Origin of the sequence: Aestuariivirga sp., from assembly GCF_047602625.1 — a bacterium.
Classification (GTDB): domain Bacteria; phylum Pseudomonadota; class Alphaproteobacteria; order Rhizobiales; family Aestuariivirgaceae; genus Aestuariivirga.
Genome location: NZ_JASGGV010000002.1, coordinates 235,098 through 255,726, shown reverse-complemented (window position 1 = coordinate 255,726; position 20,629 = coordinate 235,098). Strand labels below are relative to the sequence as shown.

Genomic DNA, 20,629 nt, shown 5'->3' with positions numbered 1-20,629 from the left:
CGAATTCGAAGCGGGTGGCCCCCGAGCTGCAGAAATACGTGCGGCGGCTGGGCACCTTCCTCGCCATCGGCCTCCGCATCCTGCTGCTCTTTGTGGTGCTGGAACTGATCGAGATGTTTCAGGAGCCCCTGTTCGGCTTCAGCCTTTCCTTCATGCACGGCAGCTTCAACGGCCACAGCCTCATCGTGCTGGCGGGCGGCGCGTTTCTCATCCACACGGCGATGAAAGAAATCTTCCACATGCTGGTGGTGGAGCAATTGGGCGAGGGCCATGGCGCGGACGTCACGCACCGCAGCGCCGGATCGGCGATCTTCTGGATCCTCGTGATGAACATCGTCTTCTCGTTCGACACGGTGCTGTCGGCGGTGGCGCTCACCCATAATTTCATCGTCATGACGGCGGCGATCATCGTGTCAGGCATGCTCATGGTGTTCCTCGCCGAACACGTGGCGCGCTTCCTGCAGCGGAACCGCATGTATGAGGTGCTGGGCCTGTTCGTGCTTCTGCTGGTGGGCGTGATGCTGCTCGCCGAAGGCGGCCACATCGCGCAACTGGGCTTCTTCGGCTATGATGTCGAGCCGATGGCCAAGACCACCTTCTACTTCGTGGTCGGCATTCTCCTCTGCGTCGACATCGTGCAGGGCCGCTATCAGAAAAAGATCATGCTCGAACAGCGCACCGCCCAGCCCACGGCAACAGACGCGCCGGGGCATTCATAGCTCCTCGCCTGTCACCCCGCCTTCTTCGCCAGCCATTCGCGCAATGCGGCGTTGATTCGTGATTGCCAGCGGGGGCCGCGCGCCTGAAACTTCGCCAGCACATCGGCATCGAGGCGGATGGTGGTGGATATTTTCGGATTGGCAAGCCTGGGCCGCCCGCGCTTCACCGCTGTGGTCGCGAGTTTCTTCTGCCACTTCGCCGCCGAGAGATCGGGGGCATCATCAGGATCATGCCAGTCTTTTGCCATAGAGAACCTACTCCCTGTCATTCGCCTTGCGCAAGCTGATGATGCGGCGCGTTCCGTTCCGCACCGTCCACACCGTTACCACCATCCTGCCTGTCGTCCTGCGTGGTCAGCGTATTGCCTGCGAAAATCATCGCCGCATCCGCCATGTCGAGTCCGCGATGTTCAAGTGTCGCGGCGCGTTTCACCGGATCGAACGTGATCTTCATAATTATTGTTACTACAATAAATTGGCGCCGTCAATGCCGGACAAACCCCAAGCCAATTGAACTCCCCCCTCAAAGCCACTAGAAGCCCAGCCCGAAACATTCCAAATTCATCAGGATTTCCAGCGCACATGGCACGCCAGTTCATCTATCACATGCAAGGCCTTTCCAAGTCCTATGCCGGCGGCAAGAAGGTTCTCGACAACATCCACCTCTCTTTCTACCCCGATGCCAAGATCGGCGTGCTGGGGCCGAACGGTTCGGGCAAATCCACGCTGCTGCGCATCATGGCGGGGATCGACAAGGAGTGGAACGGCGAGGCGTGGCTGGCCGATGGCGCAACCTGCGGCTATCTCCAGCAGGAGCCGGAGCTTGATCCCGCCCTCGATGTCATGGGCAATGTGATGGAGGGCGTGGCCGCCAAGAAGGCCATCCTCGATGAATACAATGCGCTGATGGCCGACTACAGCGACGAGAACGCCGAGAAGGCCGGCAAGCTGCAGGATGTGATCGACGCGCAGAATCTGTGGGATCTGGAATCGCAGGTCGAACAGGCGATGGATGCGCTGCGCTGCCCGCCGGGCGACGCCTCGATCGACAATCTCTCGGGCGGTGAAAAGCGCCGCGTGGCGCTCACCCAGCTTCTGCTGCGCAAGCCCGACCTGCTGCTGCTCGACGAGCCCACCAACCATCTCGACGCCGAGTCGGTGAACTGGCTCGAGCATCACTTGCGCGATTATCCCGGCGCCATCCTCATCGTCACCCACGACCGCTACTTCCTCGACAATGTGACGGGCTGGATTCTCGAGCTCGACCGCGGCCGCGGCATTCCCTACGAGGGCAATTACTCGGCTTATTTGAAAGCCAAGGCCAAGCGGTTCGCGCAGGAGCAGCGCGAAGATGCGGCGCGCCAGAAGGTCATCGAGCGCGAGCAGGAGTGGATTTCATCGAGCCCCAAGGCGCGGCAGGCCAAGTCCAAGGCGCGCTTCAAGGCCTATGACGAGCTCATCACCGCCAACGAGAACCGCCTCAAGTCAACCACGGCGCAGATCATCATTCCGCCCGGCGAGCGGCTGGGCTCCAATGTCATCACCGTCGAGGGCCTGTCCAAGGCCTATGGCGAGCGGCTGTTGATCGACGATCTCTCCTTCAAGCTGCCGCCCGGCGGCATCGTCGGCATCATCGGGCCGAACGGCGCCGGCAAGACGACATTGTTCCGGATGCTGACGGGTCAGGAAAAGCCCGATGGCGGCACAGTGACGATCGGCGAGAGCGTGCAGCTTGGCTATGTCGACCAGAGCCGCGACTCGCTCGATCCGGAGAAGACGGTGTGGCAGGAAATCTCCGGCGGCAATGACGTGCTATATCTTGGCAAGCGCGAGATGAACTCGAGGGCCTATACCGGCGCCTTCAACTTCAAGGGCGCGGACCAGCAGCAGAAGGTGGGCACGCTGTCGGGCGGCCAGCGGAACCGCGTGCATCTCGCCAAGATGCTGAAGAGCGGGGCCAACGTGCTGCTCCTCGACGAGCCCACCAACGACCTCGACACCGAAACCCTGGCGGCGCTGGAAGAGGCGCTCGAAGATTTCGCCGGCTGCGCCGTCATCATCAGCCACGACCGCATGTTCCTCGACCGCCTCGCCACCCACATCCTGGCCTTCGAGGGCGACAGCCACGTGGAATGGTTCGAGGGCAACTTCCAGGACTATGAGGAAGACAAGAAGCGCAGGCTGGGCGAGGACAGCGTGATGCCAAAACGGATCAAGTACAAGCAGTTTGCGCGCTAGCCGTCCTCGCACCGCGTGAGCGGAGAGAGGAAGAGACCCGTTGCGAAGCAACGGGGAGCTGAGGGCTAACGGATGTTCTGGCAATGACCTAACGGACCGCTTCTCCACCATCCGAGAGGAAGTGGCGCGTTTGAATTCGATTTGATAGGCTTTTGCGGAGATTGGAGGTTTCATGGGTCTCGGCATAAGCCTTATTGCGAAAAAGCCTTCACGTAGATTTTTCGGCGTATTTGCCCGCGAAACCGACTGGAAGCAGGTTTTTGAAAAATCGCTGCGCGAAGCTGCACAGGAGTCCGGCGTGGCGATTGTGGTACCGCCATCCGTGGACTCTCCGGACCGGATTGCCGCGCATTACTGTGAGGAATGGCTCGATTTCATCCAGCGGGACGATGCAATCATCCTTCAGGCAAGGACGTCGAGTTGCGGACCGGGATATCATGCGTTTCTGGTCGATGCTGTCGACCGTTTGAAGTCACAAGCCCTGATCGAATTTGGAGAGGATGAAGATTACTTCGACGAGACGGGTTATTTTTCCAGCCGTGATTATGAGGCGTTGCGGGGCCATCACGCCAGTTGGCTTCAGGCTGTCGCAAAGCAGGTTTCGGGCCACGCGGTTTCAGAGGGAAGCATTCAGATGGTATCGCTTTCCCTCGACGGCATTTATCCAAACTCCAGCGACGATTTCGTACTTACTCCGCGTGGGCCTGTGGCACGGGAGCAATTTGAAAAGATAGCCAGCGCAGGCGATAAGACACTTCTTGAGTTTGCATCCAATTGGTTTCCATGGTGGGACAGAACACCAAGCGCGGAAGATTGGATTAGAACAGCCCGGACACTGCTGTGGGTTGATGTTCCTTGGCATGTCCCCGCAGGCGACAATGAACGGAGGGTCATGGAAGCTGCCGTCGAATGTTGCAATCGCGCACATAAAGCAAGCACATCGACAGATTTTCCAGCTACGGAAATCCGTGAGATTACCGCACTTCTTGCGGAGGGTGCGGCATGGGAAACGGTGCCTTCGCCGAAGGGCATTGGCTATCGCCGGGCGTTATGTAACCGGCATCTCGGTTACGGGTGGAGCATCGCGTTGCCCGGGTATTGGTACGAGATGCAGGATGGAGATAGCAGCGGATTTACTTTCGCGGGGCAAGAAGTCTGGTATTCGTCATTCACCGTGAAGAAAAAGCCGGAATTCGCCGGGTCCGATGCGCCGCTTGACCTTCCCGCCATGAAAGAAAATGAAGTCGTTCAGTTCGAATTCACCCGCGACAAGTTGAATATCCGTTTGGAAAAGTTGCGCGATCAACCACAAGGGCAGCAGTTTGGCTATCGCCTTGTGGCATCCAGGTCTGATGGTTTGCTGGTTGTTACATTTTCCGGCTATTTAGCGGATTGGGAAAAGACGATCCCCGAAATCTCCCGAAGCGTACGCTCGCCACCCACGGGCTGAGCGAGGGAATCCTCCCATAAAGAAACCGTAACGCGCTGCCTTGAGATTGCCGGGAATGCGCTGCACGTTCGGCGCATAACCTTGGGGGGATAGGCCCATGAACAGGCGGCGGTTTGGGGTTGGTTTGTTTTCGGCGCTGGTGCTGCCGCAGGGCGCGGCCTTGGCGGATGACGAGCCGTTCCCGATCTTTGCCTCCGACGCGCAGCAGGTTGAGTACCGGTTCCGCAAGCGCACCGTTGCCTATGACACGGCTGAAACGCCGGGCACCATCATCGTCGATAGCCGGCAGCGCTTTCTCTACTTCGTGTTGGGCCAGGCCCATGCCATTCGCTATGGCGTAGGCGTGGGGCGGGAGGAGTTCGGCTGGTCGGGCGAGGCGGTGATCGGCCGCAAGGCCAAATGGCCAAGCTGGTCTCCCAGGCCGGAACAGAAGGCCCGCAGCAAGGTCTCGGCCTCATGGGCGCAAGGCATGCCGGGCGGGCTGGGCAATCCGCTGGGCGCGCGGGCGCTCTATCTCTACCAGGGCGGCCGCGACACCTATTACCGCATCCACGGCACCGACAGCCCGGCGACGATCGGGCATAAATCGTCAACCGGATGCATTCGCATGCTGAACATGGATGTGGCCGATCTTTATGACCGCGTGGCGGTGGGCACCCGCGTGGTGGTGCTGCCGGGCGCGAAGATGGGCTTGTTCTGAGAAGCGGCGGACGCCGTGCCCGCCTGCTGCAGCAGATGCATGAAACCGCGCGCCGTTACGCGCGGTTGACGCGGGGGGCGCGGCGTTCGGTGGGCTGGAACTTCTCCACCACCAGCGAGAGGTTGGCGGCGGCGGCGTCCAGCTCCTTGGCGGCAGTCACGCGGGCCTCGATGGCGGCGGGCACGCCGCTGTCGGGGCTGAAGCGGCGGATCGACACTTCATGCTTCTGGGCGTCGGTCTCGCATTCGGTGATCATGGCGCCGAAGATTTCCGAGATCGCCGTCTTCTGCGCCTCGGCCCAGCGCTCGACGCGGCGCAGTTCCTCGTCGCGCTTCACATGCAGTTCGCGGGCGCGGGCGCTGGCCACGTCGCGCATCATCACGCGCTCGATCATGAGCTGCTCGTTTTCGTCGGCCAGGCGGCCGCGGAGCTCTTCGTACTGCTTGAGAATATCGCGCATGCTATACTTCCTTTCCTGAACTCTGCACACTGATCAAAACCAGTGCAACTAACCGTGGAGATTGCACAGTATACGGATCAATACAATTCGAGCGATTTGTCGTAATGAATATTTAACTTTAACGGATGTGGTTACCGCGGGAGAAGAGATACATGGCAAGCGACTGGAATCCCGGGCTTTATCTGAAATTTGGCGATGAGCGAAGCCGCCCGGCGAGGGATCTCCTGGCCCAGGCTCCGTTAACCAACCCGCGCATTATTTATGATCTGGGGTGTGGGCCGGGCAATTCCACGGAATTGCTGGCGCGGCGCTTTCCCGAAGCCCGGATCACCGGCGTCGACAATTCCCCGGCCATGCTGAAGGAGGCGCGGGCGGCGCTGCCGGCTGCGCGTTTCGTGGAAGCCGATCTCGCCCACTGGATGCCGGAGGAGAGGCCGGATCTTCTCTTTTCCAACGCCACCTTCCAGTGGGTGCCGGATCATCTGAAGGTTCTCACCCGCCTCATGGGTACGCTGGCGCCCGAGGGCGTTTTCGCCGTGCAGATGCCGGACAACATGGGAGAGCCCAGCCATGCGCTGATGCGCGAGACGTCCAAGGATGGTCCGTGGGCGGAGAAACTGGCCAAGGCCGCGCGCCCGCCGCTGCCGCCGGTGCGTGACTACTACAACGCGCTGAAGCCGCTTGCCGCGCGCGTGGACATCTGGCGCACCGCCTACAATCATCCGCTGAAAGGCGCTGAAGGCATCGTCGAGATGGTGTCGTCCACGGGCCTCAGGCCCTTCCTGGCGCCCCTCACAGAAGCCGAGCAGGCGGCCTTCCGCGCCCAATACACGGCGCGCATCGCCAAGGCCTATCCGCCGAATGTGGATGGCACGGTGCTGCTCAGCTTCCCGCGCCTCTTCATCGTGGCTCAGCTATAGGTTTTGAGATAGCGGAACAGCGCCCCCAAATCACCGTCGGCGCGTTTCAGCGTGCCCACGAAGTTGGAGCGCAACTGCTGCGCCAGCCAGATCGAGGAGACGTTGAGGTCGCGCACCTTGAAGCCGCCGCGCGTGCGGCTGAGGCGGAAGATCACCTTCTGCCCGCCGGAGAGCTTCGCGGTGACGGTCATGTTCGCGCCATCGCCGGTGCAGGAGATCACCGTCAGTCCGTTGCCGTTGAAACGCCCGGCGTGGTTGGCCATGAAGCGGCCAATGAAGCTTAAGGTGAGAGACACATATTCGCCTTCCTGCGCCTTGGGCAGCTTGCCGCGATAGGGGCCAAGCGCAAAGAAGGCGAGACCGCGCACATCGGCATAGCGCTGCACCATGCCGGAGAAACTGGCGGGCGAATTGGAGCGCGCGGCGCGCATCAGCACGGCGCCGGCACTTTTCACGAATGGTTCGGCGGGGCAGGTGGCGGCATCCGCCGCAGCGGCGCCAAACAGCAATGAAACAGCCACGACGGCAATGCGCAAATGTGCACGCATGATGATCTCCCAAGTCGCCCGATATTTGGGCACGCTCTCAGAGATTCGCAATCGCTCAGTCCTGGTCCTTGTGTTTCACGCCCTTGATGCGGGCTTCGCGGAGATGCAGGTCGGTCGAGACGCCATCGATGTCGTCGGGTTGGGCCAGTGCAAAGGTGCGCTTGCGCAATTCCTTCACCAGTTCGCCCCTGTCTTCGATATGGGCGATTTCGGAGAAGGGGATGGGCTTGCCCACCCGCACCTTCACCTTGGTGCCGATGCGCCTGGCCGTTTCGCGGAACACCAGCGACAGCCTCAGCGTAAGACTCAGGTGACTCGCCAGTTGAAACAGCCGGCTGTTCTGCCCCACGAAGAAGATCGGTACCACGGTGGCTTTCGACATGCGCAGAAGCTTCGCGGTGAAGGGCGCCCAGGGCAAGTCCACGGCGGGGCCCTTCAATGGCCGCTCGGACGTTGAAACACCGCCGCCCGGAAAAATCCCCACCGCATGTCCGTCGCGCAACCAGCTTTGCGCGGAGAGGCGCGACTGCACATTGGTCTCGCGCGCCTCGCGGGTGGGCGCAAAGGCCACCGGCAGAAGATTGGCCGCAGCTTCCGGCGCCTGGCACAGCACGTCATTGGCCAGCACCTTGGTGTCGGGGCGCACATGCGTCGCCAGCCAAGTGAGGGTAATGCCGTCCAGCACGCCATAGGGGTGGTTGGAGATGAACAGCACCGGGCCAGACGCTGGGGTGAGCGCCAGTTCCGCCTGGTCGAACTCCACATTCATGCGCAGCAGGCGCAAAGCGGCGGCAAAGAAATTCTCGCCCGCCGCCACGCTTTTCTGGTGCTGGAAATAGAGCTTCTTCAGCTTGCGCTGGCCGCCGATCCGCTCGATCGCCTGGATCACCGCGCGCTGCAGCACCGGCTGGTCGGGCGTCGAATAGGAAAAGCGCACCCGCTTTTTCTTGCCGGGAAGGGGCGGCGCGCTGCTGGAATGGGTGGGCATGGCCTGAGGCGAAGGGTGAAGACTGCTCACCGGATGGCTTTCCATGGCTTGTCCCACAATGCAAGGGGCTTCTCAAACGGGCTCAAGGGCGGGTAGGAAGGCGCATCAACCGGGAGGAAAGAATGTATAAGCTCATGGGCCGCAAAGGCACGGGTTCCGCGGCCGTCGAGGCGCTGCTGGCGCTGGTCGGCGCGGAATACAAGGTCGAAGACGTGGAACGCGACGCCCAAGGCGCAATCCCTGCCATTTACCGGCGCATCAATCCGCGCGGCGAAGTGCCCAGCCTGATTCTCGGTGATGACAGTGTGATGACGGAGAGCGCCGCCATCATGATCTATCTCGCCGACCTGCATCCCAAGGCCGGCATGGCGCCCGCCATCGCGTCACCCGAACGCGCCCGCTATCTGCGCTGGATGACCTATCTGGCGACGACGCTCTACATGAGCGACCTCCGCTATTTCTATCCCGAGCGTTATTCGGTGGACGAAAGCGCTGCCCCCGGCATCAAGGCGAAAGCCGTGGCCGACATGGAGAGCGAATTCGCCGTGCTGTCGGAAGGGCTGGGCAAAGGCCCATGGTTCGTCGAAAACCGCATGACCGCCCTCGATATCTACGCCGCCATGCTTTTGAGCTGGGCGCCCGACCAGAAGGCGCTGTTCGCGAAGCACCCCAATCTGGGCGCGCTGTCGCAAGCCGTCGCCGCCAATCCGGCGGTGGCCAAGGTGTGGGCGCGGCACGGGATGTAACATTCTCGACAGCGGAAGACCAAACGCCAACTCTACATTATCCGTCATGCCTGCGCAGGCAGGCATCCCGCTCCTTATTTTATTTGACAAATAAACTGCGGTACCAGCTCTCGTTGGCGGGGCATTTTGTTTTTATGCACGGTGTTACGCCGCCGCCTCATCCGGTCTGGCATTGAGGTCCAGCACGCGGCAGATGGCGTAGACGAGGTCGGCGCGGTTCAGGGTGTAGAAGTGGAAGTGCTTCACGCCCTCGCGCCGCAGCGCCGCCACCTGTTCCGCCGCCACCATGGCGGCAACCAGGTTTCGCGTTTCGGGCTCCTGATCGAGGCCGTCGAACCGCCGCGCCAGGGCAGGGGGAATATGGGCGCCGCATTTGCCTGCGAATTCCGCCACGCGCGCGAAGGAGGTGATGGGCAAAATGCCCGGCACCAGATCGATGTCGATGCCGCGCGCGAAGATACGGTCACGCAGCCTGAGAAAAAACGGGTTGTGGAAGAAGAATTGCGAGATGGCCCGCGTCGCCCCGTGGTCGGCCTTGTCGGCCATGAAGGCCAGATCCTCCTCGATCGATACCGATTCGGGGTGCCGCTCGGGATAGGCTGACACGGAAATCTCGAAGCCGCCGATCTCGCGGATGCCGCGCACCAGATCGGCGGCGTTGCGATAGCCTTGCGGATGCGGCTCGAAGCGCGTGCCAACGCCCCCCGGCGGATCGCCACGGAGCGCCACGATGTGGTTCACGCCCGCCTGCCCGTATTGCCGGATCACCGCGTTCACTTCATCCTTGGATTTGCCCACGCAGGTGAGGTGGCCTGCCGGTTTCAGCGTGGTTTCACCGGCGATGCGCGCCAGCGTCTGGATGGTGCGGTCCTGCGTAGTGCCGCCCGCGCCATAGGTGACAGACACGAATTCGGGATGCACGGTTTCAAGCTTGGCGATGGTTGACCAGAACGTCGCTTCCGCCTCGCCAGCCTTCGGCGGAAAGAACTCGAACGACACGGTGATCGGATCGGCGTCGCGGGTGGAGAGGGTCATTCGGCCTGTTCCAGTCGTGCGGGTGAATCCTGGTGCGTGGGGCCGGGCTTCTGCGCCAGCCACAGCGAGACGGTGAGCCCGGTTTCGCCCTTCCGCCATGGCGGCGGCAGAACGTCATGGCGCAGCAGGGCCAGCCCGGTGCGCTGCAGCCAGGCGGCCATGTGTTCGGCGGCGATTCCAAGCCTCCGGTGGGCATGGCCGGTGCGCAACTGCTCCAGCTCATGGGGGGCGAAATCGGCGATCAGCAGGCGGCCCTGCGGCGAGAGAATGCGCGCCGCTTCCATCAGCGCCCGTTGCGGATCGTCGAGGAAGTGCAGCACCTGATGCAGGGTCACGAAATCCGCCACGCCGTCGCCAAAGGGCAGGGCATAGATATCGCCATGGCGCACCTGCACGGCGCGGAGGCCTGCGGTCTCCAGATTGGTGCGGGCCAGGGCCAGCATGTCGCGGCTCGAATCAAGGCCAATGGCCTGCCTTGCCTGCGGCGCGAAGAGGCGAAGCAGGCTGCCGGTGCCGGTGCCGAGGTCGATATGGAGCTTCACGGCCTCGGGGCCTGCCAGCCGCAGCATCGCCTGTTCCACATCCTCCTCGCGGATGTGAAGCTTTCGCAATTCCTCCCAACGGGTTGCATTTTCACGGAAATATTCACTTGCGGCTTCGGCGCGGCGGGTGCGGATATCCTCCAGCCGGGCAAGGTCGCGGGCGAGTTCGGGATCGTTTCCCGGCAGCAGGTCGACGATGGCGCGGGCCAAAGCGCCGCCTGCATCCTCATCCCGCAGGCGGAACAGCACCCAGTTGCCTTCCTTGTGGCGGGTGATCAGCCCGGCCTCGCTCATCAGTTTCAGGTGGCGGCTGACACGCGGCTGGCTCTGGCCCAGAATCTGCGTCAGTTCGCTGACATTGCATTCGCCATGCGACAGCGCGAACAGGATGCGCAGCCTTGTCTCTTCCCCCGCCGCGCGCAGGCCTTCCAGCAATTCATCCACGGCATCGCACCTCTATAATCATATAAACAAATCTTTATGTGATTGGCAACCATTGATCGCATTTGGCCCCCACTTTGACCTTTGGCCTTGTTTTCTACATACTCTCCCCATCTATTGCGCTGCTTCGCAGCACTCTTGAGTTGTGGGTTGGAGGAACGATGTCGGAACAGAAAGCGGGCGGTTTTGGCCGCCGCAGGTTCATGCAGATTCTGCTCGGCGGGGCGCTGGCACCCGCGCTTGGGCATATTCCGGCGGCTTTTGCAGCGTCCGGCCCTGAAGATTACGTCAACGGCATTGCCGATCAGGTGATGGCGCTGGCCAACAGCGGCTCCACCGGCAATGCGCTGCGCGGCAAGTTTGCGGCTTTGCTCAACCGCTACATCAACCTGCGCGCCATCGCCAATTATGCGCTGGGGCCGTACCAGAGCAAGCTTCCGGCCGGAAAGCGCGACGAGTTCTACCGTCTCGTCAGCAATTACGCGGCGGCGCTCTTCGTCTATTACGTCGATGACTTCAAGGGCTCCGACCTTGAGATCACCTCGAGCAGCACGCAGGGCAATTTCGTCACCATTCTCAGCGCCATCAAGCAAAAGAGCGGCGGGCGCGAGCAGGTCCGCTGGCGGCTCACGCCGGCGGGCGGCAGCTACCGGGTGAGCGACGTCAACATCAAAGGCGTGTGGCTCACCATTTCGATGAAGGACCGCTTCAGCAAGGTGCTGAAGAAATCGAATGGCGATTTCGGCCCGCTGTTTGATGAGTTGCGTTCCGCCGATACGTGGTGATAAGGCGGGTTTGATTTTCAACTTCTGACGGTGCCGCAGCGCATGACGGACAGTTCCGCCCTTTCAAAACTGACCCGGCGCGGACTGCTGGGCTTGGGCCTTGCGGCTGCGGTGGCAACGCCCGCCCATGCCGAGCATCCGGCACTCACCTATATGCGCAAGGTGGCGCGCGATCTTTTGAACGCCAGCCGCCAGGGCACCATCGGCAGTTTCAAGGCATCGATCGAGAAATATGCCGATGTGGCGCAGATCGGCGATTATTCGCTGGGGCAATACAAGGCCAAGCTCCAACCTTCGCAAAAGGGCGTCTATTACAGCGGCGTCGTGCAGTTCATGGCGCGCTATCTCGCCGAACAGTCGCGGCAGTTTCCGATCGCCAAATACGAGATCGGCGACGCCACGCAGGACGGCAAGGATGTGGTGATCGCCAGCAAGGTCTACCTGATGAACGGCCAGACCTATAATGTCGGCTGGCGGCTGGGCTGGCGGCGCGGTTCCTACAAGGTGACGGACGTCAAAGTCCTCGGCTTCTCGCTGATCTTCATGCAGCGTGGGCTCTTTACCTCCTACATCACCAAAAAGAACGGCGACGTGAGCCAGCTCGTCCTGGCGCTCAACCGCTAAGTTTGCCTTAACCCCCGCGCGCCTAATCTGCCCGGTGGACGGCCGGTGGAGTAGCGTCATGCGTAAGGTATCGGGTGCGCTCGCCCTGATGGGGGCGGCAGGGCTTTTGGCCGCCTGTTCGTTTTCCGGCCACACGAATTTTGAAACCGAAGGGCTGATCGCCCCGCCGCAGCAATGCGCCGTGCCGCCCTCCACGCTCGGGCAGGCGGAGAAAATTTCTCGCATCGATGAGGGCAATGGCTGCGAGGTTCCCAATCCGTGGCGCGTCTATTCGCTGTCAACCGTGCAATTCAGCCAGCCCGCCACGCTCAATTGCAGCATGGCCAATCCGCTCAATGACTGGCTGAACAACATCGTGCAGCCCGCAGCAAAGACGAGCTTCGGAGAGCGGGTGGTGGCGGTGGATGTCCTCGCCTCCTATTCCTGCCGCCCGCGCAACAATGTCAGCGGCGCCAAGATGAGCGAGCATGGTTTCGGCAATGCCATCGACATCGGCGCCTTCACGCTGGAGGATGGCCGCAAGGTGACGGTGCTGGATGGCTGGTATGGGCGGTCCGACGAGCAGGCTTTCCTGCGGGAGGTGCGGAAGGATGCCTGCGGCGAGTTCATGACGGTGCTGGGGCCGGGGTCTGATTCAGAACACCGCAATCACATTCATCTCGATCTCCAGCAGCGCCGCAACCACAGCACCTATTGCCATTGAAAACAGGGGCTTGGCCGAGGGGCCTGAGACTTTGAATCAGCACCAAACGGGGCTGGCGTTGCAATGCCGCCCCTGAACGGGCATATGAGAGGCATGGATCAGGAAATCTTGAAGCCCGACCCCAACCCGCCGCAGGGCAAGCATGCCTTCGGCACCTTCGGCTGTTTTCTCGCGGCATCGGGCGTCACGCTGCTGGCCTTCTGCAAGCTGGGGGCGGCGATGGTCGCCACCGTCTGGGCCTTCTGCAAGCTGTTCGGCCTGCCGGATATGGTGATGTATGGGCTGATGGTGCTGGGCGCTTTGCCGGTGCTGTGGGCCACGATCTGGACGGCGGGGCGCGCCTGGCATGTGGAGCGGCGGCTGGCCGAACATCTCGACATTGACCGCCCGGTCTTCAGCCTCGGCTATTATTTCAAGCGCGGCTGAGTTCCGAATCCGCTAGGCTTTTCCGGCCATGTCAATCTGGACACGCATCGCGGACACGGTGTCCGCCATCGGCGATTCCGTTTCGGCCTTCCTGCAGAAGGTCACGCGGGCGCGCGCCACGCCGCCCGAGCGTTCCCTCGCCTTCACCATCGGCATGATCGCGCTGGGCGCCAAGATGGCGAAGGCCGATGGCATCGTCACCGAACAGGAAGTGCGCGCCTTCAAGCAGGTGTTCCAGGTGCCGGAGGGCGAGCTTTCGGCGGTGGCGCGGGTGTTCAACCTCGCCAAGCAGGATGTGGCCGGTTACGACACTTACGCGAAACAGATCGCCCGGCTCTTCCACGCCAAGGCGGCGGTGCTGGAAGACGTGCTGGACGGGCTGTTCCACATCGCAAAGGCCGATGACGCCGTGCATCCCGCGGAGCTCGAATTCCTCCGCTCGGTGTCGGAGATTTTCGGATTTTCCGCGCAGGATTTCGCGCGCATTTCATCGCGCCACGTCATGCAGGCGAAGGACGATCCCTATCTGGTGCTGGGGCTCAACCCGGCGGCGACGCCGGAGCAGGTGAAACAGGCCTATCGCCGCCTGGTGCGCGAGAACCATCCGGACCGCCACATCGCCGCCGGCGTGCCGCAGGAAATGGTGAAGCTCGCCACCGAGCGGCTGCAACGCATCAATGAGGCCTATGGCCGGATCATGAGCGGGGCGGCAGCGTGATCCGCTCGCCGCTGACCAGGCATTTCGTGCTGTCGCCCAACATCGGCGTGCGGGTGAATGAGGCCAAGCCGGACATGGTGATCCTTCACTACACTGGCATGAAGAGCGCCGAAGCCGCCCGCGCGTGGCTGTGCAATCCGGAGTCGGGCGTTTCCTGCCATTACCTCGTCGATGAAGACGGTTACATCACCCAGATGGTGGGCGAGGAGATGCGGGCGTGGCATGCCGGTGCCTCGTCATGGGAGGGCGAGACGGACATCAACTCGCGCTCGATCGGCATCGAGATCCAGAACCCCGGCCACACGTTGGGCTATCGCGCCTTTCCGGAAGAGCAGATGAAGGCGGTGATCGCCCTCGTGCATGACATCATGGCGCGCAACGATATTTCCTCCTCGCGGGTGCTGGCGCATTCCGATGTTGCGCCGGGCCGCAAGATCGATCCCGGTGAATTGTTCGACTGGGCGTGGCTTCACCGCGAAGGCATCGGCGACTGGATTGAGCCCGCGCCGCCGGACGACACGCCTGCGGAGATCACGCCGCTGCAAGCTGCTCTCGAACGCTTCGGTTATGGAATTGAGGTGACGGGCATTGCCGATGCGCGGACGGAAGCCGTCGTCTCAGCCTTCCAGCGCCATTACCGCCCGGCGCGCTTTGATGGTGTGGCGGATATGTCCACGCTGCAAACGCTTCAGCGCCTGCTCAGGGCTTCCGGCAAAGATCGAGAAGGCCGCTAAGGTCGGCGTCACCCAGCGGAAACACGTAATTCTGCTTTCCCACATGCACCTTGAAGCGGTCCGCCGCCAGAAGTGCGGGGAAGATCTTGCTGGTGGCGGGCATCGAGGCTTCGATGCTGGTGGTGGCGCCTTCCTCATTGTCCGACACCTTGCCCGAGAGCGTCACCGTGGTCTTGCCCGCCGTCACCGTGATCGGAGCGTTGCGGCCCACCTTCAGATGCGGATCGGCTTCGGCCAGCATGATCTGCACTTCGTTGGTGCGGATGGTGCACCAGAAGCTCACTCCCACATCGTCGGTCTCCGGCACGCCGAACACCAGATAGGCGTCGCTGTCGCCGGCATCGAGCGACCATTGGCGCTCCTGCGCCACAGCCGTTGCGGCGGGGGCGGCAGCCAGAAACAGGGCCAGGGCGAGGCGGGGAAACATCATGCGGGGAAGGTCCATGAGGGCCAGCCTTCTATCGCCTCGCCGCGCAAGGGGGAAGGGCTAATATGGCGCAGCGCCCCTCATTTCAAATGCCGCGCGGCTCTGCTACCTCACGTGCCAACCGGAGTGCACACATGACCGCCGATCTCATCATCATCAATGGCAAATTCCTCACGCAGGACGAGGCAAACCCGAAGGCCGAGGCCATGGCCATCCGGGGCAATGCCATCCTGTCGGTCGGCACCGTGGCGGAGGCCAAAGCGCTGGCGGGGCCTGAGACGCAGGTGATCGACGCCCAGGGCAAGACGGTGCTGCCGGGTTTCGTCGAAAGCCACATGCACCTCTTCGGCGGCGCCTCGGAACTCGACCACATGCAGTTCTTCGGCGTGCATGGCCTCGAGAACATGCAGAAGGTGGCCAAGGCCTATCTCGCCACCCATCCCGGCGATGACATCGTGTTCGGCCAGCAGTGCGACTATATCATCATCGGCGAGCATGAGCCGCTCACCCGCCATCACCTCGACACGCTCTCGAAGGACAGGCCGCTCCTCGTCTTCTCGCCCGATCATCACACGGCATGGGCGAACACCATCGCCCTTGAGCGGGCGGGCATTCTCAAGGGACGCAAGCTCGGCCCCGGCAATGAGATCGTGATGGCGGCGGATGGTCTCGCCAGCGGCGAATTGCGCGAGGGGCAGGCCATCGATCCGGTGCGCGAGCTTTCCAGGGTGGGCGACCGCAGCCATCTCGGAATCGTCACCGGCGGTGAGCCCGATCCCTATCCCACGGCGGAAGAATTCGAGCATGACCTGGGCGTCATCAAACAGGGCCTCGCCCATTGCGCCCGCCACGGCATCACCTCCATCCACAACATGGACGGCAACATCTACCAGCTCGAACTTCTGGAGGAACTCGAACTGCGGGGCGAGCTCACCGCCCGCGTGCGCGTACCCTTCCACTTCAAGAATTTCATGAAGATCGCCGACCTCGAAAAGGCCAGCGCCATGGCGCAGCGCTGGCGCTCGGAGATGCTGAGCGCGGGCTTCGTGAAAGTCTTCGTCGATGGCGTCATCGACAGCGCCACCGGCGTGATGGTCGAGCCTTATTCCGATAATCCATCATGGCGCGGCGAGCCGCTGTTCACGGCGGAGCATTTTGCCGAAGTCGCCGTTGAGGCGGACAGGCGGGGCCTGCAGATCGCCGTTCACGCCATTGGCGATGGCGCTGTCAGGATCGTGCTCGATGGCTATGAGAAGGCGCTCAAGGCGAATGGCAAACGCGACAGCCGCCACCGCGTCGAGCATATCGAGGTGATCCACCCCGATGACATTCCGCGCTTCAGGGAGATGGGCGTCATCGCCTCCATGCAGCCGCCGCATCCGCCGGGCAATCACGGCCTGCCGCTCGAGCCCTATCTCTCGCGTATCGGGGAGAACCGCTGGCAATATGCCTTCGCCTGGAACACGCTCCGCGATGCCGGCGCCCGCATCGCCTTCGCCACCGACTGGCCGGTGTCGGACATCGATCCGCTGTGGTCCATCCAGTCGGCGATGACGCGGCCGATGTGGAAGCCCGGCCTTCCCGACCAGCGCCAGACGCTCACCCAGTCGCTCCGCTCCTACACCCATGACGGCGCCTATACGGAATTCATGGAACACCGAAAGGGCATGCTGAAACCGGGCCTTCTGGCCGACGTGGTGATCCTCGACGCCGACATCGAGAAGACCGATCCCGCCAAGCTCAAATCAGTCAAACCCGCTGCCACCATCTGCGATGGAAGGGTGGTTTACCGCGCCCACAGTTGACGTCCCCCCCTTGAACGCCTAGGTCCGGTCGGCCAGCTGGCCGGATGACCGCTGCCGCAAGTCCCGAAAGGGCGCGGGGGAGGAAAGTCCGGGCTCCACGGAAATACGGTGCCGGGTAACACCCGGCGGGGGCGACCCCAGGGACAGTGCCACAGAAATGATACCGCCCGCGTCCGCTTCGGCTGATGCGCGGGCAAGGGTGAAATGGTGCGGCAAGAGCGCACCGCGCTTCCGGCAACGGCGGCGGCAAGGCAAACCCCACCGGGAGCAAGACCGAATAGGGGCAACGCGAACCTTCGGGTTCAGGGCCGTTTCCGGCCCGGTTGCCCGGGTAGGTCGCGCGAAGCCGCCAGCAATGGCGGCTCCAGATGAATGGTCATCCCGCTTTCGGGCGGACAAAACCCGGCTTACAGGCCGGCTGGCATTTTCGCCGCTCCGGAGTGCGGCAATGAATCAAATTTGAAACGATTTGTTAAGCCTCGGCGCGGCATTGTCGGCATGAGTCTTAACCCCTTGTTCACCCTGATTTTGCCGTGACGCAGCCTGCCACATCGAGAGCCCAGCCGCCGCATGTGCCCGTCATGCTGGGCGAGGTGCTGGCTGCATTAAAGCCGTCCGATGGCGAGGTGCATGTGGATGGCACCTTTGGCGCGGGCGGCTATACGCGGGCCATTCTGGGGGCCGCCGATTGCCGCGTCATCGCCATCGACCGCGACCCGCAAGCCATCCGCAACGGGCAATCGCTGGTCTCCGAGTCGGAAGGCCGCCTGACGCTCATCGAAGGCCGCTTCGGCGACATGGAGAGGCTTCTGGGGCAGGCGGGCGTTTCGCATGTCGATGGCGTTGTATTGGATATCGGCGTCTCCTCCATGCAGATCGACGAGGCGGCGCGCGGCTTTTCCTTCATGAAGGATGGCCCGCTCGACATGCGCATGGCGCAGTCCGGCCTTTCCGCCGCCGATGCCGTCAACACCATGGATGCCGAAGACCTGTCGCGCATCATCCATATCTTCGGCGAGGAGCCCCGCGCCCGCGCCATCGCCCGCGCCATCGTCCGTGCACGGAGCGAGGAGCCGATCAATACGACGCTCGGCCTCGTTAGGGCGGTGGAGCGTGCCACCGGCCGCCAGCGCCCGCAGGACCGCACGCATCCCGCCACCCGCACCTTCCAGGCGCTGCGCATCCATGTGAACGGCGAACTCGATGAACTGGTGCAGGCCCTTCACGCCGCGGAGGCGCTGCTGGCGCCGGGCGGCAGGCTGGTCGTGGTGACGTTCCATTCGCTCGAAGACCGCATCGTCAAGCGCTTCTTCACCTCGCGGGCGGGAAAGCTGCCGCATGGCTCCAGGCATCTGCCGATGGCGGGCGAGGGGCCCAAAGCCTCCTTCACGCTGCCCTTCAAGGGCCACCTCGAAGCCACTGAAGCAGAATCGAAAAACAATCCGCGCGCCCGCTCGGCGAAACTCCGCTGCGGCATCCGCACGTCCGCACCACCGCTTCCATCCATCGCCGCCGACATCGGCGTTTCCGCCTCGAGGGCCTGATGCACAAGCTGTTCAATGCTTTTCTCGTTCTCACGGTTCTGGTCTCGGGCTTCCTGCTCTATTCGATGGAGCATGAAACGCGGGGGCTCGAACGGCAGATCGCCAAATATGAGCGCAGCATGGCGGTGGACCGCGAGGACATGAAGCTGCTCAGCGCCGAATGGAGCAGCCTCACGCGGCCAGACCGCATCGAGCAGCTGGCGGAGCAGCATCTGAAGCTCCAGACGATGCAGGCGATCCAGATCGTTCCCATGACCGAAGTCGCGTCAAAGGTTCCCGCCGAGCCGGTCATCAAGCTCGAGGCGCAGGACAAGGATCCGATCGGCGACATTCTCCAGAAGATGCAGTAGGCCCATGAGCGAACCCGCCCCCTCTGAAACAGACAGCGCCGTTCCGGCCACCCCGCGCAGGCTCGCGGGGCAGAATCGCATCCGGCTCATCAGCCTGTGCTTCGGCGCGGCCTTCCTCGCCATCGCCGGGCAGCTTGCGCATCTGACGATGCTGTCGCCCAAGGCCGACACAGGCCCCGTGGTGCAGGACGACAGCATCCCGCGCCCCGACATCGTGGACCGCAACGGCGTGCTGCTGGCCACCGATGTGGCCGTGGCCTCGCTCTATGCCGATCCGCGCAAGATCATCGACGTGGACGAGGCGATTGAGTCGCTCACCGCCACGGTGCCCGATCTCGACGCCAAGTCGCTGCGCCAGAAGCTCACGGCACCGGGCCGTGCCTTCGTGTGGCTGAAGCGGCAGGTGACGCCGCAGGAGCGCGATGCGGTTTACAATCTCGGCCTTCCCGGCATCGGCTTCGTGAACGAGCGCCGCCGCGTCTATCCGATGGGAAGACTTGCCGCCCATACGGTTGGCTATGTCGATCTCGACACCAAGGGCATCGCCGGCATCGAGAAATATCTCGACGATCAGGGCGCTCTCTATACCGCCTCGCTGGCGGGCTCGAAGGACGAAAACCCGGCGCCCGCGCAAATGTCGATCGACATCCGCGTGCAGGCGGCGATCTACGACGAACTCAGCAAGGCCATGGACAAGTTCAAGGCGCTGGCGGCGGGCGGCATCCTTCTCGACATCAACACGGGCGAGGTGATCTCGCTCGTTTCGCTGCCCGATTTCAATCCCAACCAGGAAGACAAGCGCTTCCGCTCCGACCAGCAGAACCGCATGATGAGCGGCGTCTATGAGCTGGGCTCGGTCATCAAGGCGGTCACCTTCGCCATGGCCTTCGACTATGGCGTGGCCAATCTTTCCTCAAGTTACGACGCGCGCTTTCCGCTGATCATCGGCAATGCGCGCATCACCGATTTTCACGCCGAACGGCGCGTGCTCACCGTGCCCGAAATCTTCAAGGTGTCGTCCAACATCGGCACGGCGCGCATGGCGCTGGATGTGGGGCTGGAGCGCCATCTCGAATTCCTGCGCCGCGTCGGCCTGTTTGATCGTCTGGTGACCGAGCTTCCCGAAAGCGCCAAGCCCATCCTGCCGAAACGCTGGAGCAAGCTCACGGAAGCCACCGCCGCCTTCGGCCATGGTTTTGCCGTACAGCCTCTGCAAGGAGCGGCGGTGGTTGCAGGACTGATCAATGGCGGCAGGCTCATCGAGCCGACCTTCATCAAGCGCGACAGGGCGGAAGCGGATGTCGTGGCGCGGCGGATCGTCAAGCCCGAAACCAGCCAGATGCTGCGTACGCTGTTCCGGCTCAATGTCGTCGACGGCACGGCCAGCAAGGCTGACGTGATCGGCTACCGCATCGGCGGCAAGACGGGCACCGCCGAAAAGGTCGAGAACGGCCGCTATTCCAAGACAAAGAATCTCACCTCCTTCATCGGCGCCTTCCCGATGGAGAATCCGCAATATCTCCTGCTCATCATGCTGGACGAGCCGAAGGCGACGCCCGAAACCTATGGCTTTGCCACCTCGGGCTGGAACGCCGTTCCGACCGGCGGCAAGGTTCTGGAGCGCATCGCGCCGATGCTCGGCGTCGAACCCAAATTCACGGCGGATGATCTCGACAAGCTTGCCAAGCAGGCGAAGAAAAACAAGGCGGGGTGAGGCTTGTCCATT

At 62.6% G+C, this 20,629-nt stretch carries 24 protein-coding genes and 1 other RNA gene; 17 read left to right on the top strand and 8 right to left on the bottom strand.

Annotated features, from left to right (window positions below):
* Positions 1-38: 38 nt before the first annotated feature.
* Positions 39-719 (top strand): TerC family protein, encoded by a 681-nt coding sequence (locus tag QM694_RS05895; RefSeq protein ID WP_415006020.1) that lies wholly within the window; start codon positions 39-41, stop codon positions 717-719.
* A gap of 11 nt (positions 720-730) precedes the next feature.
* Here QM694_RS05895 and QM694_RS05890 read toward each other — a convergent pair whose 3' ends face one another.
* Both QM694_RS05890 and QM694_RS05885 read right to left on the bottom strand, forming a co-directional pair.
* Complete coding sequence (locus QM694_RS05890; protein WP_415006019.1) at positions 731-967, bottom strand: BrnA antitoxin family protein; 237 nt, start codon at positions 965-967, stop codon at positions 731-733.
* 17 nt (positions 968-984) lie between these two features.
* A complete protein-coding gene (locus QM694_RS05885; protein ID WP_415006018.1) occupies positions 985-1,173 on the bottom strand; it encodes a hypothetical protein in 189 nt (62 codons plus the stop codon).
* 128 nt (positions 1,174-1,301) lie between these two features.
* Between QM694_RS05885 and ettA the strand changes: the two genes are divergently transcribed.
* The 3 genes from ettA (at position 1,302) to QM694_RS05870 (ending at position 5,107) form a co-directional block, all read left to right on the top strand.
* The gene (ettA, locus tag QM694_RS05880; RefSeq protein ID WP_415006017.1) at positions 1,302-2,957 is read left to right on the top strand and encodes an energy-dependent translational throttle protein EttA; all 1,656 of its coding nucleotides are present in this window, start codon (positions 1,302-1,304) and stop codon (positions 2,955-2,957) included.
* 172 nt (positions 2,958-3,129) lie between these two features.
* Complete coding sequence (locus QM694_RS05875; RefSeq protein WP_415006016.1) at positions 3,130-4,407, top strand: hypothetical protein; 1,278 nt, start codon at positions 3,130-3,132, stop codon at positions 4,405-4,407.
* A gap of 97 nt (positions 4,408-4,504) precedes the next feature.
* Positions 4,505-5,107: a L,D-transpeptidase gene (locus tag QM694_RS05870; RefSeq protein ID WP_415006015.1), complete on the top strand. Its 603-nt coding sequence runs from the start codon at positions 4,505-4,507 to the stop codon at positions 5,105-5,107.
* A 55-nt stretch (positions 5,108-5,162) separates the two neighbouring features.
* Here the strand turns inward: QM694_RS05870 and QM694_RS05865 are convergent, their stop codons facing one another.
* The gene (locus tag QM694_RS05865) at positions 5,163-5,567 is read right to left on the bottom strand and encodes a hypothetical protein (protein WP_415006014.1); all 405 of its coding nucleotides are present in this window, start codon (positions 5,565-5,567) and stop codon (positions 5,163-5,165) included.
* A gap of 152 nt (positions 5,568-5,719) precedes the next feature.
* On the opposite strand from QM694_RS05865, the gene tam reads away from it, so the two are divergent.
* Positions 5,720-6,487 carry a trans-aconitate 2-methyltransferase gene (gene tam, locus QM694_RS05860; RefSeq protein ID WP_415006013.1) on the top strand — a complete coding sequence of 256 codons (768 nt, stop codon included), beginning with the start codon at positions 5,720-5,722 and terminating at the stop codon, positions 6,485-6,487.
* Here the strand turns inward: tam and QM694_RS05855 are convergent.
* Positions 6,478-7,035, bottom strand: coding sequence for an ABC transporter substrate-binding protein (locus QM694_RS05855; protein ID WP_415006012.1), 558 nt, complete (start codon positions 7,033-7,035; stop codon positions 6,478-6,480). The two genes, tam and QM694_RS05855, sit on opposite strands and share 10 nt — an antisense overlap.
* A 55-nt stretch (positions 7,036-7,090) precedes the next feature.
* Positions 7,091-8,053, bottom strand: coding sequence for a lysophospholipid acyltransferase family protein (locus QM694_RS05850; RefSeq protein WP_415006011.1), 963 nt, complete (start codon positions 8,051-8,053; stop codon positions 7,091-7,093).
* Between the two features lie 92 nt (positions 8,054-8,145).
* On the opposite strand from QM694_RS05850, the gene QM694_RS05845 reads away from it, so the two are divergent.
* Positions 8,146-8,769, top strand: a complete 624-nt coding sequence (locus QM694_RS05845) for a glutathione S-transferase family protein (protein WP_415006010.1) — start codon at positions 8,146-8,148, stop codon at positions 8,767-8,769.
* A gap of 144 nt (positions 8,770-8,913) precedes the next feature.
* On the opposite strand, the gene metF is transcribed toward QM694_RS05845, so the two are convergent.
* Positions 8,914-9,804, bottom strand: coding sequence for a methylenetetrahydrofolate reductase [NAD(P)H] (metF, locus tag QM694_RS05840; RefSeq protein WP_415006009.1), 891 nt, complete (start codon positions 9,802-9,804; stop codon positions 8,914-8,916).
* Positions 9,801-10,790, bottom strand: a complete 990-nt coding sequence (locus QM694_RS05835) for an ArsR/SmtB family transcription factor (protein ID WP_415006008.1) — start codon at positions 10,788-10,790, stop codon at positions 9,801-9,803. Before QM694_RS05835 ends, metF begins: the two co-directional genes overlap by 4 nt.
* A gap of 158 nt (positions 10,791-10,948) precedes the next feature.
* On the opposite strand from QM694_RS05835, the gene QM694_RS05830 reads away from it, so the two are divergent.
* The 6 genes from QM694_RS05830 (at position 10,949) to QM694_RS05805 (ending at position 14,777) form a co-directional block, all read left to right on the top strand.
* Entirely contained in the window at positions 10,949-11,572 is a 624-nt protein-coding gene (locus tag QM694_RS05830; RefSeq protein ID WP_415006007.1) for an MlaC/ttg2D family ABC transporter substrate-binding protein, read from the top strand.
* 42 nt (positions 11,573-11,614) lie between these two features.
* Positions 11,615-12,196 carry an ABC transporter substrate-binding protein gene (locus QM694_RS05825; RefSeq protein WP_415006006.1) on the top strand — a complete coding sequence of 194 codons (582 nt, stop codon included), beginning with the start codon at positions 11,615-11,617 and terminating at the stop codon, positions 12,194-12,196.
* 58 nt (positions 12,197-12,254) lie between these two features.
* A complete protein-coding gene (locus QM694_RS05820; RefSeq protein ID WP_415006005.1) occupies positions 12,255-12,899 on the top strand; it encodes an extensin family protein in 645 nt (214 codons plus the stop codon).
* 93 nt (positions 12,900-12,992) lie between these two features.
* Positions 12,993-13,325, top strand: a complete 333-nt coding sequence (locus QM694_RS05815) for a hypothetical protein (RefSeq protein WP_415006004.1) — start codon at positions 12,993-12,995, stop codon at positions 13,323-13,325.
* Positions 13,326-13,353: 28 nt separating this feature from the next.
* Entirely contained in the window at positions 13,354-14,043 is a 690-nt protein-coding gene (locus QM694_RS05810; RefSeq protein WP_415006003.1) for a TerB family tellurite resistance protein, read from the top strand.
* On the top strand, positions 14,040-14,777 hold the full coding sequence (locus QM694_RS05805; protein WP_415006002.1) for an N-acetylmuramoyl-L-alanine amidase: 738 nt from the start codon (positions 14,040-14,042) through the stop codon (positions 14,775-14,777). The genes QM694_RS05810 and QM694_RS05805 overlap by 4 nt, the downstream gene beginning before the upstream one ends.
* Here QM694_RS05805 and QM694_RS05800 read toward each other — a convergent pair.
* Positions 14,743-15,222 carry a hypothetical protein gene (locus QM694_RS05800; protein WP_415006001.1) on the bottom strand — a complete coding sequence of 160 codons (480 nt, stop codon included), beginning with the start codon at positions 15,220-15,222 and terminating at the stop codon, positions 14,743-14,745. The two genes, QM694_RS05805 and QM694_RS05800, sit on opposite strands and share 35 nt — an antisense overlap.
* 116 nt (positions 15,223-15,338) lie before the next feature.
* Here QM694_RS05800 and QM694_RS05795 point away from each other — a divergent pair, with 116 nt between their 5' ends.
* From QM694_RS05795 to QM694_RS05775, 5 genes are all read left to right on the top strand, one after another.
* Positions 15,339-17,009, top strand: coding sequence for an amidohydrolase (locus QM694_RS05795; RefSeq protein ID WP_415006000.1), 1,671 nt, complete (start codon positions 15,339-15,341; stop codon positions 17,007-17,009).
* Positions 17,010-17,041: 32 nt separating this feature from the next.
* Positions 17,042-17,435, top strand: an RNA gene (gene rnpB, locus QM694_RS05790) — RNase P RNA component class A.
* Positions 17,436-17,542: 107 nt separating this feature from the next.
* Positions 17,543-18,553 (top strand): 16S rRNA (cytosine(1402)-N(4))-methyltransferase RsmH, encoded by a 1,011-nt coding sequence (rsmH, locus tag QM694_RS05785; protein ID WP_415005999.1) that lies wholly within the window; start codon positions 17,543-17,545, stop codon positions 18,551-18,553.
* Complete coding sequence (gene ftsL, locus QM694_RS05780) at positions 18,553-18,903, top strand: cell division protein FtsL (protein WP_415005998.1); 351 nt, start codon at positions 18,553-18,555, stop codon at positions 18,901-18,903. The genes rsmH and ftsL overlap by 1 nt, the downstream gene beginning before the upstream one ends.
* A gap of 4 nt (positions 18,904-18,907) precedes the next feature.
* Positions 18,908-20,617, top strand: a complete 1,710-nt coding sequence (locus tag QM694_RS05775; RefSeq protein WP_415005997.1) for a peptidoglycan D,D-transpeptidase FtsI family protein — start codon at positions 18,908-18,910, stop codon at positions 20,615-20,617.
* The last annotated feature ends 12 nt before the right edge of the window (positions 20,618-20,629 follow it).